Raw genomic sequence first — 15073 nt, forward strand, 5'->3', positions numbered from 1 at the left:
ATCGGAATGTCTCGTAGCGAAGGGAGGACTTGATGATCAATGTCGATGCATTCGTCGCAAGCGCACGATCCGGCGCGCGCGTCGTGGTCGGCGACGGCGGGCGCGGGCCAACCGCGTCGGTCGCGAGGCTGGGCATGAAGGAGCGGCTGTTCGCGTTCCTCGCGCACGTCCCGCTGCTCAAGCATTGCGACGCGGTGCGGCGCTATGCCGAGCAGGCCCGCACTGAAAACCGCCGCGCGCTCGAGGTGTTCGTGCTCGCGCTGTCGAAGCGATATGGCGCGGAAGGCGCCAGGGCCGCGTTCGACTACGGCGCACGGCGCGACGGCGCGCCGCTCGATCGGCGGCTCGTGCGCAACATGGTGTCGATCGCCGAACATTTTCACGGCACGGGCGATGCGAAACCGCTGGCGCGCCAGATCGTGTTTCGGTCGTGGGAATGCCGAGGTCTCGATCATCCGGGACACGCGTCGCTGACGATCAAGAATCAGGCGGACGCCGATGCAGGCCGGCATGTCTACGAGCACGTCAGTTGGTGGCCGCTCGAACCTTTCGATGGTAAGGGATTCGGGCGTGTCGAAGCGGAAGCGCTGAACGGATATCGCCGGGACAAGCGATCGGAAATCGGTGCGGAAACCGTGCGCAATCTGTGGCGAGGCGAGATCGCGAGAGGAAAGATCCAGAAGGAAGCCTACGATCCTCTTGGCGACGCGGAGCTTCGCGCCGCGCGTTTTTTCCCGAGAGCGGGGCAGAAACTGGATAAGGAGCGGCAATGGGGGCTGAGCGCGCGCAAGGTGTACTTCCCCGCGATCGGATTCAACCGCGACAAGCGCGACGCGGCCGGCCGGGACACGTTCGTGCTGTTCGGGCTGAACGAAGCGGCGATGTTGCGCGATGCGCGAACCGTGAAGGAAGCGGCGGCGACGGGTGAGCTCAGATACCAGATGATCAGCACGGAGGAAAACTGCGCGTCGATCGCGCTGCGCGTGCTGCGCTCCGGCGGCGCCGAGCACTTCGTGCCGTATGCGGCCGCATGGGTCTCCGAGGACCCGAATCGCGCGCATGCATACGCGCAGGCCGTGCAGTCGAGGATCGACACGCTGAACCAGCAGCGCGCGGACGTCGCGCGCTGCTGCGATCGGCTGGGCGGCAGCGCATCGGTGCAGCAGGCGTGGCGCGCGTTTTCGACGGCCGGCGCGACATCGGCCGGCCGCGCCGCGCACGCGCCGCGGCAAGCGCGGCTCGGCGATCACGCGCGCGAAGTCGAACGGATCGGCGCGTACTTCGCCGAGCTGTCTGCCGCGCGATCCGGCAAGCATCGCGATCGCGCGGACGCGGATCTCGCCGATGCGATGAAGCGCTGCGCGCCGTCGGCTCGCGACGATGTCGCGGCGCTGACGCGCAAGGCGCGCGTGTTCGTCGAAACGCTCGGCCGGCATCTAGGCGCGCCGCCGCAGGACGATCGGGGCGCGCTGCGAATACTGGCCGCGCACGCGATGGTCGGGCAGATCGAGGCGTTCATGTCGATCGCGATCGACGCCGATTCGAATCCCATGATTCAGACTTCAGACGGAGCACCCGAACGATGAATACGCATACCGAATGGTTGAATGCGCTGGGCGAAGCGGCGGGCATGCCGCTCGATTTCGACGAGAACGGGCAGTGTTTCCTGCTGCTCGACGCGCAACTGATGATCTCGATTCGCGAACGGCCCGATGCGCTCGTGCTGTATGGAATGGTCGGCGAATTTCCGGCGCATGCGCCAGCGGAACTCTGGAGGCGGATGCTCGCCATCAATCTCGACTTGGCGGAGGCGGGCGGCGGCGGTCTCGGCTTCGACGGCGACACGGCAGCCGTGATGCTGATCGAGCGCATCGCGACGGCGAATCTCGGCGCGCGCGAATTCGTCGACGCATTCGAGGCGTTCGCGTCGCGTCTCGAAAGCCTGATCGGCGCATTCGAGCAGGTGGGCATCTACGACGCCGGCGCGCGGGACCGTCCGGCGGATTCGCGCGCGGCCCGCGCGTTGCGCGGCTGAATCGACGCGGAGCGGACCGTGTCTGGTTGTGATGCGCGATGTCCGTTGACGCGCCGCCGCGGTCGCCGGACGACGAACGAATGAGCGAATGAGCGAATGAGCGAATGAAACGGATCTGAAATTTTCCGGTGATGCGCGCGCGCTACGTTCAAGGGCGCGGGTGGGCGTGGCGGGAAGGGCTGCGCGCCGTTCGGGCGACGCGTCACGTGAGCGGGCGCGCGGGAGAGGATGCTTTGGAGCAACAAAGAATCGATTATGGTCGTAGAGAGAAAGTGTGAAAGGGTGCTCGTCGTCGACAGCCATCCGATCGTGCGCGACGGCATCGAGGTCGTGCTCGGCAAGGCGTATGCGGGGATCGACGTGGGCGGGGCGGCCGACATGGCCGAGGCGAGCGACCGGTGCGGGCGCGACCGCCCGGATCTCGTGCTGATGGACGTGATGCTGCCGGGCGACGATCCGCTGCCGGCGATGAGCGAGATCCTGCGCGCGCATCCGGACGTGCGGTTCGTCGTCTTCACCGCGCTCGGATCGGAGGCGCGCGCGGCGGATGCGATCCGCCTCGGCGCGTCGGGCTATCTGCTGAAGTGGTGCAGCCCGGACGGCATCGTGCAGGCGGTCCGGCGCGTGATGGCGGGGCGCGTCCACATCGACCCGTCGCTCGACGGGGCAAGGATCGCGTCGGCGGCCGGCGGCCGCACGCCTCCGTCCCCCGTCGACGAGCTCACGCGGCGCGAGAAGCAGGTGCTGAAGCTGATTGCCGACGGGATGCGCAATCGCGAGATCGCATCGCTGCTGAACATCAGTCCGAAGACGGTGGATTGCCATCGGCAGCGGCTGATGCAGAAGCTCGGCGCGCGCAACGTCGCGAATGTGATCCACTGGGCGTATCGATACGGATACGCGAACGCCTGCGCGCCCGCCATGTAGCGCGGCCCGCGCGGGCAAGCGCCCGATCGCGCGCGGCGGCGAGCGGTTCGTGAAAGTACCGCGCCGAAGCGTGCCGGAGAATGAACGCTCGCTAATGTTCACGACAGGAAAGACATCATGAAGCTGAATGGAATGATCGCCGCGCAATGGAATCATCGACATGACGCGGTCGAACGGCAGGCGCGACGCACTGGCGATGGCCGGCGCGTATGCGGCGTCGCGAGCGAACGCGACGGCCGGACGATGAGAAGCGAGATCAAGGCGATCCGGATGGACGTGCTCAAGGCGATCCGCTTCCACAGTGCGGTCAGCACCCCGGTGCTGCTCGCGAAGCAAAACCGGATCGCCGCGAACGTTCGTGGGGTCAGCGAAAAGATCGACAGGAAGGGGCTGTTCGGCAAGATGGCCGAAGCAGTCAAGTGCGTCGCGCACCGCGGCCTGTATTTCGACCGGCGCGCGCTGAGAAAACTCGACGCGTTGGTCGTCCGGCACATCGGCGATCGGCCCGAGGATCGCAAGTTCAAGGTCTTGCCTACGCGGCTGCGGCGTCCGGCGCCGTGAGCGCGCGCGGCGCCCGCGCCGCGCGTCCGGAGCGCCGGCTTGCGTCGGGCGGGCGCCGGCCACCGATGCGTTGCGCATCGCGCAACGCATGATGCGCGCGATGCGCACTCGGGCAGACGCTCTTTCAGTCGCACATTTCACCGGCCTTCACGATGGCGAAGATGCATGCGCCCGGCAGCGGCACGCTGCTGCAGTTCTTTTCGACTGACGACATGCCGCTCGCGCGCGCAACGGCGTTCTGGAGTGCGCACGTGTTCCAGTGCGAGGACGTGCGCGCGGAGCAGGCGCGCGCGTTTCACGGGCACGGCTTTCTCTGCCGGCGCGAGCGCGGCCGGTTCGTTCGTTTCCGCGGCGCGTCGCTCGACGCGCGGATCAGCGAAACATGGCTGAGCGCCGCGGCGGCCGACGCGCACGTGACGATCTGCGCGCTGCACGCAGGCGAGTGCACGGTCGAGGCGCCCGGCTTGCCGGATGCGCGCTTTCGCGCGAACGAGCTGTTCATGCTCGACGGCGGCCGGCCGATGCGCGTGCGCTGGGATGAGCCGTGTTTCAGCGCGCTCAGATTGCCGCGCGCGTCGGTGGGGCGCACGCTCGGCCAGGCGGCGATGGAGGCGTCGCCGAGCGCGGCTTCGTTGCAGACGGCGCGGCTCGCGCCGTTTCTCGCGGCCGAGCTGGCGCTCATCGGCGATCGCGGCCCGGGGTTGTCGTCCGACGAGCTCGATTGCGTGCTCGCGCGCGCGGCCGAACTGGGCCGCGCGCTGCTTCAGGCGGCGCTGTCGGCGCGTATGCGGCGCGGCGCGCCCGTGCGCGCCGACCGGCTGCAGGCCGCGTACCGCTACATCGACCAGCATCTGCATCTGCCGACGCTCACGCCCGAGCGGATCGCCGACGCGATCCATTGCTCGCGCACGCAGCTCTATCGCCTGTTTCGCCACGAATCGCAGACGGTGCAGGCGGCGCTGCGCGACGCGCGCCTGAACCGCAGCCTGCGCTACCTCGAGCAGCCCGAATGCACGCTCAGCATCGGCGAGATCGCGCATGCGTGCGGTTTTCCCGATCAGTCGACGTTCGGCAAGCTGTTTCGCCGGCGCTTCGGCAGGACGCCGGGCGAGGTGCGCCGCGCCGCGCGGGGGGGCGGCGGTGAAGCCGCGCCGCCCGACTTCGCGGAAGGCGCAGACGCGGCGCGTGCATCAGCATTTCATCGATAGATTGCGACTTCGATTGCCACGCCAACAAGATCCGGGTTGGACTCCGAATGACGGTACGATGCAGGCAAATCGCGCAACTGCTGCTCACTGACCACGCTCACCTGCACGTCGTCGATGCAATACCAGACTCCATCCCGCTTCACATAGGCGACATAGTGGCCGCGCGTGTTGTAGCCGAACGCGACGAGCCGGTCGTGGTTCGGCAGCGCCGCGAAGTCGAACAGGCTGTTCAGCCTGAACGCCTTGGCGTCAGCAGGCGCGTCGCGTATGTCGGATGCGTCGAACGCATCATTGAGCGGCATGCGCAGTTCCATCAGCACATCTGCCAGGTATCCCGGCCCGCTGTCCGGAATATTTGTCGTCGCGCGCAACGCAGCGACCGCGGCTTGCAACTGCTCGTCGAGCTCTTGGGCCGATGCGGCGTCGTAGTCTTCGAGCAGTGCGCGAACGGCGGGTGGGACGTCCTGGTTCGACACGATGCCGTCGAGCGCCGACGAATGAACGGCCAACTGCAGCGCCGTGTTGATGAAGCACGAGCCGCCGAGGTTGCGCAGGCCGCGCGGCGGCGTGGTCGGCGCGGTGTCGAAGCTGGCCGTCAGCGGATGGGCCGACCGTTCGCCCGTCGCGCTCTCGATGCCGGCGGGCATCACGATTTCGTAGCGGCTGTTCGACTTGAGCGGCGCGAGCGGCCTGAACGCGAGCCGGCGATCGCTCAGCCACGACAACGCGCCGACGGCGACGCTCGCGCGATCTTCGCCGTGTAGCGCGATGCGTCCTGCTGAGCGCGGCGCGATCGCGCGATCGAATTCGAGCTCGATCGTCGGGCGGCGCAACGCCGCGTGCGTTGGCGCGATGCCGGCGGATATGCCGCCGGGCGCAGCGGCGGGCGTGGCGACAGGCGTAGCGGTGGGCGCAGCGGCGGGCGGGATGGCCGGCGTCGCGGCCGGCGGCGCGTGTCCGCTGGGTCCGTGCGCGACGGGCGCGTTCGGCTGCGCCGGATACGCGAGCTGCACGGTCGGCGGCGCGAACGCGCGCGGAGCGGATTCGTTCGAATCGTCGCCGCCGCCGCATCCGGCGAGGGAGGCGACGGCCAGCGCGAGCGCCGTGCCGGCGCGTCGGGGTGATCGCATGCCACGGGCAAGCCGGGACGAATCGCGGGGCGAGTCAGATGCGGCGCGTCGAGCCGAAGGCTGCGCGTCGGGATGGTCGAGGGGGGGCGACGTGTGTTTCATCATGGCAAGACTGAAGGTGAACAGAAACAGAAAGTGAACATCAGCGGATTCGGCGGCTTGACTGGGCGACGAGCGGATCACGGACGCGCGCCGCCGCCGCCGGGCCCGTCGCGAGCCGGGTCGCCCCAGCACGCGCCGATGCGGCGGGGCAGCGCGGCGTCCACCGCGCCCGGTGTGCTCGACGCAGACGACGCGCGTGCAACGTTCGCCGCGGAGCCGCCCGCGCCCGCCCCGCCGTCCTGCCGGCTCGCGGCGCGCCGCTGCCGCGCGATGTCGTCGCGGCGCTCGCGCTCGAGCGCGTCGATCCGCTCGACGTGCGCGAGCAGCGCGTCATGCCCCGAGAAGTCGTAACGCACGTCGACGTAGCGCACGCCGAGGCGTTCGAGCTGCGTTTTCGCGTCCGGAAAATCGCCGGGCGCGAAGCGCCGCACGCCGTAGCGGAAGTCCTGGACGAAGCGCGCGACGCCGAGCGGCCCCGCGTACCGGCGCACGAGCGTGACGCCGCCGAGCGCGATGCGCAGCGTCGCGTCGCCGCATCGATCGGGCTGCCAGTCGATCTGCTCGGACACGCGCAAGTTGTAGTTCGTCAGCGTGCGCGCCTGCGGCGCGCATTGCAGCGTCAGCACGGTCTCGAACGGCTTGGCCTGCGCTTCGCGGTTCACGTCGGTCGGCTGCGCGACGATCCCGATGCGCACCGTCTGCGCGTTGAGCGCGTCGATCTGCTTGCCGAGCGACGCGATCCGCTCGTCGAGCTCGGCCGCCGCCTGCTGTTGCGCGCGCCGCTCGGCTTCGCGCCGCGCCTGCGCGACGCGCCGGGCGGCCGCGTCGTCGACGAGCGGCAGGAACGCATCGGTGAACGGCAGCCGGTAGCCGAGCGTGTCGGCCGCCGCCGCGCGCGCCGCGCCGACGCGCACGAACGGCTTCGCCGGGCCGTCGACGAACGCCCAGATCGCGCCTTGCGGGCCGTACAGCCGGTCGTTGGCGTCGTCGTGCGTCGCCGCGCGCCTGAGCGGCCACAGCACGTCGCGCTCCCAGTCGTCTTGCAGCGCGCACGACGCCTGCCGCTCGACATATGCGATCACCGCGTGCAGCGGGCCGCCGACGAGGCTCCAGACGACGTCGCCGCCGACGTCGCGACCGCCCGCGAGCCGCTTGACGTCGCGCAGCGCATCGTCGGCCGCGCGCATCGCGGATGCTTCCACCGACGGATCGACGCCGAAGCCGTGGAAGTCGGCCGCGAGCCGGTAGGCGGCGCCGGGCCCCGCGAGCGCGTCGGCGGCGAGCGCGGCGACGCGCCGCTCGTAGTCGACGAGCGCGTTGCGCAATGCGGCGTCGCGCTCGAGCGTGAGCCGGCCTTGCGCGGGCGCGCCGCCGAGCGCCTCGCGCAGCGCGCGGCCGCCGCTGCGCGAGATCGAGCCGAGCGTCGCGCCGAGGCCGCCGCTCGCCGCGGGCAATCGCGCGGGCGCGAGCATGTGCGACGCCGTCCGGACGAAGCGCAGCCACGGCGGCAGCGCGTCGTCGCGCACGGATTCGAATTCGCGATCGACGCGTGCGAGCAACGCCGAGAACGGATCGCGGCGATCGGGAATCCGGTCGATCACCGCGCGCCATTGCGCTTGCGTCGTCAGCCCTTGCTCGCCCTGCGGGAAGCGCGCGACGAAGTCGCGCCAGGCGTCGATGCGCCGCGTGCGATACCACGCATCGAACGCGTCGCGATGGAACGCGAACTTCGGCCGGTTCGCGACCGCCTGCGCCATCTCGTCGAGGAACGCGTCGATCGCCGGACGATGCGCGGCCGTCAGCGCGGCAGGCACGCGCACGTCGCGCAGCGCGGCGGGTTGAGCGGCAGGCAGCGCGGGTGGCGCGGGTGGCGCGGCGGCCGGCCAGAAGTCGGCGAGCGTCACGTCGCGCGGCATCGTTGCGTCGGGCAGCGCGAGCAGCCACGCGCCGTCCGGGTCGCGGTACGCGAGCCGTTCGAGCTGCGCCTGAGCGGCCGCGAGCCGTGCGGCGAGCGCGCTGTCGCCGGGCGCGCTCCACGCGATCCGGCCGACGGCGAGCGCGCCGATGCGCGGCGGCAGCCCGTCGCCGCGATCGCGCGCGCCGCTTGCGTCGTTCGTGTCGCGGGTGTCGCTCGTGCCGCCGACGCCACGCGTGCCGCTCGTGCCGCTTGTGCCGCTCGTGTCGCTTGTGCGCCGCTTGCCGCCTGCGCCGTCGTCATCCCGCGCGCGCACGGCCGCCGGCGCGGGCATCCGCGCGAGCGTCTCGCGATCCGCGCCGCGCAGGCGCGCCTGCATCAGGTTCACGTAGCGGACCAGATTGCGGATGCGCGCGGCGACATCGCCGTCGTCAGCCGCGCGCGCGTCGCTCGCGCCGTCCGGCTCGCCGAAGAACAGCCGATCGGCGGCGGGCTCGATCGAGCGCCGATAATGCGCGACGTAGCGGCGCTTCAGTTCCGCTTCGAGCCGGCCGACGGGCGTCGCGTCGGCAATCGGGGGCGCGAGCCGCCGCACGAGCCGCCGCTCGTCGCGCCGCTCGACGTCGGCGATCACGCGGCCGATTCGCTCGAGCGTCGCCGCATCGCGCATGAGCTCGCCCGTGAAGCGCGGATGCGCGGGATAGTCGCGGCGGATCAGCTCGACGGTCCGCATGTCGCCGACGAACGACGCGCTCATCAGCAGCCCGGCCGCGACGCACGCGAAGAGCCATGCGGCGAGCGCGACGCGCGCCGGCGTCAGCCGCGAGCGGCTCGGCCGCTCGACGGGCCGCCATGCGTCGCGCTCGCCCGGCAGCACGCGCGCGAACACGTCGTGCAGGAACAGGCCCGCGTCGCCGGGCGCGCGCGCCGGCGCGGCGTCGAGCCAGTCGGGCAGCGTCAGCGACGGCGCGCCGCCCGCCTGCCGGCCGCTCGCGAACAGCAGCCCGCGCAGATACGGCGTCTCCTGATAGACGTTCGAGCCGAACGCCGCGCGCGCGAACGCATCGAGCGCGGGCCGCACGCGCGCGAGCTCGTGCGGCAGCATCAGCGCGCGCGGCGAGGGCGGCTCGCCGCGCGCCGCCAGCGCGACGCGCAGCGCGGCGAGCCGCGCGTCGATGCTGTCGAGCGCGTGTGTGACGAACGCATCCGCGTCGTGATCGCCGAGATAGCCGAACGCGCGATCGCGTTGTTCCGGCGCGAGCTGCGCGGCCCATTCGTCGAAGCCGTAGAGCCGGTCGCATTGCGTGACGAGCACGTAGACCGGAAAGCGCCGGTCGAACAGGCGGATCAGTTGCTCGAGCCGCTCGCGGACCGCGCAGCCGTCGATCGTCAGCGCGTCGCGATCCGCTTCGACGAGGCGCGGCGCGTCGATCGCGACGACGACGCCGTTGACGCCCCGGCGCGCACGCGCGCGGCCGAGCTGCTCAAGGAGCGCGCTCCATGCGCGGTGGTCGCCGTCGGTCGCGTCGGGCTCGGCGAAGCGGCCCGCGAGGTCGAGCACGACCGCGTCGTCGAAGCACCACCAGTCGCAGTCCTCGGTCGGCTCGATGGCCGCGTCGTGGCGCGCGCGCCGCAGCGGCGACGCGATGCGCGCGCGCGCGAGCGCCGTCGTCTTGCCCGCGCCCGTGCGGCCGATCACGAGATACCAGGGCAGCGCGTCGCGCGGCCGGCCGCGCAGGCCCGGCGCGGGCGCGGCGCGTTCGAGCGCGTCGAGCGCCGCGCGCCAGCGCGCGGCGACGCGCAGCTCCGGCGCGTCGCGATCGGCGGGCGCGCGCTCAGTCGCATCGAGCCGCGCGAGCTGCCTGCGCGCGCGAACGGCGCGCAGCGCGCGGCGCGCGATGGCACCCAGCAGCCATCCGGCGAGCGCCGCGCAGAACACGGCGGGCGCGCTCCACAGCGGCCAGTCGAAGTAGAGCGAGGTCGCCCAACTGAGCGCGGCGAGCGCGAGCAGCGCGACGATCCGCGCGATCATCATGCCGAGCGTCTTCATTGCAGCCTCGGGAACACCGAGTCGACCATTCGCACGATGACGACGTGATAGATCAAATAGAGCGACAGCAGGATCGCGAGCGGCAGCCCGACGTTCAGGCCCGCGAGCGCGATGCGGCGGCGCGTGCGCGCGTTGGCCGCGGCGGCGCGCGGATGTCCGGCGTCGTCCGGATATCCGTCGTCCGGATACGCGGCGGGGAACGGCGGCTCGCCTTCGGCGGGCAGTGACGCATGCGCCGACAACGCGTCGAGCGCGCGCCGCCGGATCGCGTCGAGCGGCTGGCTGCCGCCGTCGTAGCCGTAGCGGCCGCGAAAACCGAGCTGCAGGCACAGCAGATAGACCGCGAGCACGTTCGCGCGCGCGCCGTCGAGCGCGTCGAGGCGCTCGAAGAACACGACGCCCGCGTGCGACGTGTCGAAGTGGCGCTTCTGCAGCAGCCGCAGCGTCCAGCGGTCGGCATCGTCCCAGCCGCTGTTCAGCAGCGCCTCGTCGATCCACGCGCACACCGCGAACAGCGCGTCGTCGACATCGGCTTCGGGCGCGCCCGCGCAGGCCGCGTGATCGCGCGCGCGCTCGATCAGGATGTCGAGCCGCAGCGCGACTTCGGCGGCGTCGCCGCGCGGCGATTGCGCGAGCTGCCGCGCATACGCGACGAGCGGCATCATCGAATCGGACAGCTTCATGATGCGTGCCTCACTGCGATGAGTTCCGCGTGCAGGTCGTCCGGCGCATCGGCCCAGCGCAGCGAGATGCGGCCGTCGCGCCGGATCGCGTCCCACGGCCGGCCGGCCTGCTCGATCCGGAAGTAGCGCGCGTCGCCGCGGCGCGGCAGCCGCGGCGGCGCGCCGGGCAGGCGGGTCAGCTCGACGCCGGGAAGCGCGAGCGCGGTGAGCTGCGGCATCTCGTCGGTCGCCGCGATCCGGCCGCCCAGCAGGAAGCGTTGCGCGAGCGTGTCCGGATCGTGCGCGCTGCGGATCGCGACATAGATCAGATGGCGATCCGCGAACACGTCGGGCGGCAGTCGCGCGGACCGTTGCGCGGGCTGCCGCTCGCCGTCGGGCTCGAACGTCGCGACGCAGTCGGGGCCGACCGCGATTTCGTCGAGCAGATGGCCGATCAGCGCGTGCGCGCGCGAGAAGCAGCCGCCGAGATCGCAGTGGTCATACGGCGGCAGGCCGCCGCGCGCGTCGGGTGTCTCGCCGAGCATGTCGAAGCGCTCGGAGAACGCGCTCAGCTCGCCGACGAGCTGGCGCAGCACGCCGTAGACCGTCCACGGATGCAGCCGGTCGCATTCGGCGAGATGGAACAGCAGCGGGCCGAAGCGGTTCAGCGAGCGCAGCGCGAGCAGGAGCGCCGCGTAGCCCGCGTCGAACTCGGCGCGCTGCATCTCGCGCGGATTCTTGTACTGCTGCAACTGCCGCGCGCGGCCCGCGAGCTCGTCGCGGATGCAGCGGACCCGGTCGAGCAAGGCGCGCGCGCCCGTCAGCGCATAGCACGGCGGCGCGAACTCGTCGTCGAGCCGCAGGCGCTCGCCGTCGCGCACGATCCGCGCGATCGGGATCGTCTCGTGCCCGGCGAGCGCGTCGAGCTCGTGCCCGAACACGATCTTCAGCACATGCTTGAGCGTGCGCACCGGCGCGCCCGGCTGGTCCGAATAGAGGTCGCCGACCTCGTCGGCGCACGGCAGCGTCGCGTAGCGCGTCGCGGCGTCGGGCAGCGCGTCGGGCGCGGACGCCACCGTCACGTTGTTCGCGCCGCGCGCGAGCCGCCTGAGCGCGACGTGCACGACGAGCGCGCGGCCGTCGTCGAGCCACGCGGGATCGAACGCGCGCGCGGCGACGACCGCGTTGCCCGGATATTCGACGTAGCTGCGGTCGGAAAAGAGCAGGTGCGCCGAGCGGATCTCGACCGCGCGGCGGTCGATCGCGGCCTGCGCGAGCGACAGCGCGCCGACACCCCAGAAATGCGGCGGGCCGGACGCGAGCCACGGCTCGACGCGGAACTGCTGATGCAGTTCGGCCAACTGAAAATGTTGCGGTTGCAGCAGCATCCCCTGATGCCAATAGATGTTGTCCATGTCGTTCGTTCCGGTTCGTGATGCGTCGCGTGTCATCGCTTGCGCGGCGCGCGGGCGGCGGCCTCGCCGTTTTCGTTGCTGTCGCGGTTGCCGCCGCCGTTCGCGTTCGCGTTTTCGTCAGCGCTCGGCAGCGTCAGCGTTTTCGCGCCGCTGTCGAGCGTCGTCCATGCGCGCGCGCCGGGCGGCGGCAGGTTCAACTGCGCTTCGCGCGCGTCGGTGATGCTCTGCGCGCCGAGCCTGAGCCGCAGCCCGAGCGTTCGCGGCGCGGCGCGATAGGTGGACGAGAACCAGCCGCGCTTGTCGATGTGCAGCGGCACGTCGAAGAGGCGCGCCGCGCGGGGGCCGTCGGCGTCGTAGTAGCCGGCGACGATGCCGACGTAGCGCGCCCGCTGCGCGCGATCGATCGACAGCGCGACGCGCGCGCCCGGCGCGACGACGTAGCGCGTCGTCTGGATGAAGTCCGCCGCGGGCCCGCCCGCCGCGAGCGTCGCGCGCAGCCGGTCCGGATCGTCGGCGAGCTCGCGGAACGTCTGCGCGTCCGCGCTTTGGAATACTGCGAGCAGCAGCGTGTGCGGCGCGTTCAGGTATTCGTTCAGCCGCGGCGATGCGTCGATGTCGATGCGCAGCGCATCGGGCGCGTAGTCCCATCGCACGTCGGCGCGCGCCTGCTCTTCGGTGACGCCCGTCGCGCAGCCGGTGAGCGCGGCGAGCGCAACGAGCGCGGCGGCGCATGCGGGGCGTGGTTGCGGCGGCCGAACCGGCCGGCGCGCATGCGCCGCCGACGGCATCGAAACGTGTCGTTCGTTCATGCCCGCGCCTCAGCTCATCACCATCACTTTTTGCTGGCTGGGCTGCAGCACGGCGCCCGTCGCATTGCCGTCGTTGTGCTTCGTCGGCGTCGTCAGCCGCACGGCCGGGCTGCCTTCGAGCTTCACTTTCGCGCTGCCGGCCGTGAATTCGACCTTGCCCATGATCTTTCCGGACATCGCGCCGCCGGCGGTGCCCGGCTGATCGCCGTTCGTCATCGGAATCGTCGATTTTTTCGTGAGCGCGGGCATCCCGCAGACGAGCACTTTCGTCGTGATCGACGCGGCCATCATCGGCAGGCCGGTGTTCGGATACGGGACGGGCACGGGGCCGCCCGGCGTCGGGGTCTTGCAGACGTCGGCGGGGCTCATGCACAGGCCGGACGCGGTGGTGACGACAAACATGTTGGAACTCCGAATTGAAGGAAGCAGTCAGCCGAGATCGATGCGCTCGCCGTCGATGCCGACGTGGCGGTCCGCAAGTAGCGTGACGTCGCGCGCGTGCAGGTGCGCGCGCTCGTCGATCCGCCAGCGCGCGCGCGCGGCGCGCAAGTCGTCCACGCCGCACACGCGGCGAAAGCAGTCGCCGAGCGTGTGGAGCGCGCGTCCGATCGTCGACGTGAAGCGGCGCGCGACGAGGCGCACGTCGTGCGCGCGGCCGACGATCGACTGCGCGTGCGCGTCGAGATGCGCGGCACGCACGCGTGCGCGATGCGCGCTCACGTCGACGCGCGGCGCGCACGCGTCGATCCGGTCGCGCGCCGCGAGCGCGATGCGCGGCGCGTCGATGCGCAGCCCGTCGGCGCCGGCCTCGAGCACGACGCCGCCCGGCAGCGCGAGCGCGGCGTGCGGCGCGCCGGCGCGCGCGAGCACGGCGAGCACATACGCGGGCGGCGCGCCGCACGCATCGCCGTCGCCGTGCGCGCGGGCGCGGGCCGGCGCCCAGATCAGCACGCGGTCGCCGACGTCGGGCGCGAGCAGGCAGCCGTCGGCGCGCCGCGCGCGGCCGACGGGATCGTCGAGCGATAGCCAGTCGCCGGCGCGGCCCGTCACGCAAGACGCGCGCAACGACGCATCGGCCCCGGATGCGCGCGGCGCGTCGACGGGCGGCAGCGGCGCGGCCGCGCCAGGGGAGGCGGAGGAAGCAGGCAGGGGCGTCATCGAAGCGCGAGAGTCGTGTGTCATCGTTCGGGTGCGATCCATCGTTCGGCCCGCGCGAGCGCGGGATCGGTCGCGCGCGCGCCCGTCTTGCGCGCGCCGTCCCAGCGCGCGGCGCGGTCGTCCACGCCGTGCAGGTTCGCGTGCGAGAAATCGGCGCCGGCGTAGTCGGCGCGCGACAGCGTCGCGTGCGAAAAATCGCAGTAGGCGAAGCAGCCGCCCGCGAGCGTCGCGCCTGCGCAATCGGCGCGCGCGAACAGCGACATCCGCGCGCGCAATCCGCGCGCGTTCGCTGACGACAGGCGCGCGCGCGCGAAATCGGATTCGTCGAACGCGGCCTCGGCGAGGTTCGCGCCGACGAGCGTCGCGCCCGCGAAACGCGTGTGGCGACCGCGCGCGCCGGCGAGCGTCGCGCGTTCGAGATCGGCGTCGAAGAACATCGTCTGCACGAGCGATGCGCTGCTGAAATCGCTGCCGGCGAGCGTCGCGCCGCTGAAATGCGTCATCGTCAGATCGCAGCGGTCGAAGCGTTGCCCGCGCAGATTCGCTTCGGCGAAGAGCGCATTTGTCAGGCGAGTGGCGTCGAAGCGCACGGTCGACAGGTCGGCGCGCATCGCCGCGAAGCGCTCGAGCTCGGCGCTCGCGAAATCGGTGCGCTCGAAGCGGCAATCGACGGTTTCGCAACGCAGCAGCTTCGCGTGCGCGCACCGCGCGGCGGAGAAATCGCCGCGCTCGAACGTCGCGCGCGCCCACAGCGCGCCGGTCAGCGTCGCGCCGGCGAGGTCGGTGTCCGTCATCACGAATGCGTCGCCCGTCGTCGCGCGCAGGCTCGCGGCGCGCAGCGCGACCGCGTGCCAGCCCGATTCGCCGAGCGTTGCGCCATCGAGGCGCGCGCCCGTCAGATCGCAGTGCCGCCAGCGCGTCGCGTCGAGCTGCGCGGCCGACAGGTTCGCGCCGCGCAGGATCACGCGATCGAACGTGCAGCCGGACAGATCGCGGCCGGAAAGATCGGCATCCGAAAGATCGATGCCGGATAGCGTGCGGGTGTCGGCGAGGGCGGCGAGCGCCGCGTGAACGGTGTCGGACATGGGTGGCGTCGAGTGA

13 protein-coding genes are annotated in these 15073 nt (G+C 71.6%); 5 read left to right on the forward strand and 8 right to left on the reverse strand.

Annotated features, from left to right (window positions below; all coding sequences use genetic code 11):
* Window positions 1-32 precede the first annotated feature (32 nt).
* The 5 genes from bopA to WT16_RS27565 all read left to right on the forward strand — a co-directional run bounded on the left by bopA (window position 33) and on the right by WT16_RS27565 (window position 4731).
* A complete protein-coding gene (gene bopA / locus WT16_RS27545) occupies window positions 33-1586 on the forward strand; it encodes an autophagy evasion T3SS effector BopA (protein ID WP_063534676.1) in 1554 nt (517 codons plus the stop codon).
* On the forward strand, window positions 1583-2035 hold the full coding sequence (gene sicP, locus WT16_RS27550) for a chaperone SicP (protein ID WP_006028886.1): 453 nt from the start codon (window positions 1583-1585) through the stop codon (window positions 2033-2035). The genes bopA and sicP overlap by 4 nt, the downstream gene beginning before the upstream one ends.
* Window positions 2036-2290: 255 nt before the next feature.
* A complete protein-coding gene (bprB, locus tag WT16_RS27555; protein ID WP_075645192.1) occupies window positions 2291-2962 on the forward strand; it encodes a two-component system response regulator BprB in 672 nt (223 codons plus the stop codon).
* 117 nt (window positions 2963-3079) lie between these two features.
* Complete coding sequence (locus WT16_RS27560) at window positions 3080-3523, forward strand: hypothetical protein (RefSeq protein WP_015604132.1); 444 nt, start codon at window positions 3080-3082, stop codon at window positions 3521-3523.
* 152 nt (window positions 3524-3675) lie between these two features.
* A complete protein-coding gene (locus WT16_RS27565) occupies window positions 3676-4731 on the forward strand; it encodes an AraC family transcriptional regulator (protein ID WP_063534677.1) in 1056 nt (351 codons plus the stop codon).
* Here the strand turns inward: WT16_RS27565 and WT16_RS27570 are convergent.
* The 8 genes from WT16_RS27570 to tagB-5 all read right to left on the reverse strand — a co-directional run bounded on the left by WT16_RS27570 (window position 4722) and on the right by tagB-5 (window position 15057).
* Window positions 4722-5861 (reverse strand): Ig-like domain-containing protein, encoded by a 1140-nt coding sequence (locus WT16_RS27570; RefSeq protein WP_063534678.1) that lies wholly within the window; start codon window positions 5859-5861, stop codon window positions 4722-4724. The genes WT16_RS27565 and WT16_RS27570 overlap by 10 nt on opposite strands.
* Before the next feature lie 179 nt (window positions 5862-6040).
* The gene (locus tag WT16_RS27575) at window positions 6041-9928 is read right to left on the reverse strand and encodes a type VI secretion protein IcmF/TssM N-terminal domain-containing protein (protein WP_197486518.1); all 3888 of its coding nucleotides are present in this window, start codon (window positions 9926-9928) and stop codon (window positions 6041-6043) included.
* Complete coding sequence (locus tag WT16_RS27580; RefSeq protein WP_063534679.1) at window positions 9925-10611, reverse strand: DotU family type IV/VI secretion system protein; 687 nt, start codon at window positions 10609-10611, stop codon at window positions 9925-9927. Before WT16_RS27580 ends, WT16_RS27575 begins: the two co-directional genes overlap by 4 nt.
* Window positions 10608-12005 carry a type VI secretion system baseplate subunit TssK gene (tssK, locus tag WT16_RS27585; RefSeq protein WP_063534680.1) on the reverse strand — a complete coding sequence of 466 codons (1398 nt, stop codon included), beginning with the start codon at window positions 12003-12005 and terminating at the stop codon, window positions 10608-10610. The genes WT16_RS27580 and tssK overlap by 4 nt, the downstream gene beginning before the upstream one ends.
* A 32-nt stretch (window positions 12006-12037) precedes the next feature.
* On the reverse strand, window positions 12038-12814 hold the full coding sequence (gene tssJ, locus WT16_RS27590) for a type VI secretion system lipoprotein TssJ (RefSeq protein ID WP_063534681.1): 777 nt from the start codon (window positions 12812-12814) through the stop codon (window positions 12038-12040).
* 9 nt (window positions 12815-12823) lie between these two features.
* On the reverse strand, window positions 12824-13216 hold the full coding sequence (locus WT16_RS27595) for a DUF4150 domain-containing protein (protein WP_006028877.1): 393 nt from the start codon (window positions 13214-13216) through the stop codon (window positions 12824-12826).
* A gap of 27 nt (window positions 13217-13243) precedes the next feature.
* Window positions 13244-13996 (reverse strand): DUF3540 domain-containing protein, encoded by a 753-nt coding sequence (locus WT16_RS27600; RefSeq protein ID WP_063534682.1) that lies wholly within the window; start codon window positions 13994-13996, stop codon window positions 13244-13246.
* The gene (gene tagB-5, locus WT16_RS27605) at window positions 13993-15057 is read right to left on the reverse strand and encodes a type VI secretion system accessory protein TagB-5 (RefSeq protein WP_063534683.1); all 1065 of its coding nucleotides are present in this window, start codon (window positions 15055-15057) and stop codon (window positions 13993-13995) included. Before tagB-5 ends, WT16_RS27600 begins: the two co-directional genes overlap by 4 nt.
* Window positions 15058-15073 lie beyond the last annotated feature (16 nt).

Origin of the sequence: Burkholderia sp. MSMB1589WGS (assembly GCF_001636105.1) — a bacterium.
Lineage (GTDB): Bacteria > Pseudomonadota > Gammaproteobacteria > Burkholderiales > Burkholderiaceae > Burkholderia > Burkholderia humptydooensis.

Excerpts from the sequence above, each read along its gene's own strand:
- bopA (WP_063534676.1), top strand. The coding sequence starts at position 33 with ATGATCAATGTCGATGCATTCGTCGCAAGCGCACGATCCGGCGCGCGC.
- sicP (WP_006028886.1), top strand. The coding sequence starts at position 1,583 with ATGAATACGCATACCGAATGGTTGAATGCGCTGGGCGAAGCGGCGGGC.
- bprB (WP_075645192.1), top strand. The coding sequence starts at position 2,291 with ATGGTCGTAGAGAGAAAGTGTGAAAGGGTGCTCGTCGTCGACAGCCAT.
- WT16_RS27560 (WP_015604132.1), top strand. The coding sequence starts at position 3,080 with ATGAAGCTGAATGGAATGATCGCCGCGCAATGGAATCATCGACATGAC.
- WT16_RS27565 (WP_063534677.1), top strand. The coding sequence starts at position 3,676 with ATGGCGAAGATGCATGCGCCCGGCAGCGGCACGCTGCTGCAGTTCTTT.
- WT16_RS27570 (WP_063534678.1), bottom strand. The coding sequence starts at position 5,861 with ATGCGATCACCCCGACGCGCCGGCACGGCGCTCGCGCTGGCCGTCGCC.
- WT16_RS27575 (WP_197486518.1), bottom strand. The coding sequence starts at position 9,928 with ATGAAGACGCTCGGCATGATGATCGCGCGGATCGTCGCGCTGCTCGCG.
- WT16_RS27580 (WP_063534679.1), bottom strand. The coding sequence starts at position 10,611 with ATGAAGCTGTCCGATTCGATGATGCCGCTCGTCGCGTATGCGCGGCAG.
- tssK (WP_063534680.1), bottom strand. The coding sequence starts at position 12,005 with ATGGACAACATCTATTGGCATCAGGGGATGCTGCTGCAACCGCAACAT.
- tssJ (WP_063534681.1), bottom strand. The coding sequence starts at position 12,814 with ATGAACGAACGACACGTTTCGATGCCGTCGGCGGCGCATGCGCGCCGG.
- WT16_RS27595 (WP_006028877.1), bottom strand. The coding sequence starts at position 13,216 with ATGTTTGTCGTCACCACCGCGTCCGGCCTGTGCATGAGCCCCGCCGAC.
- WT16_RS27600 (WP_063534682.1), bottom strand. The coding sequence starts at position 13,996 with ATGACACACGACTCTCGCGCTTCGATGACGCCCCTGCCTGCTTCCTCC.
- tagB-5 (WP_063534683.1), bottom strand. The coding sequence starts at position 15,057 with ATGTCCGACACCGTTCACGCGGCGCTCGCCGCCCTCGCCGACACCCGC.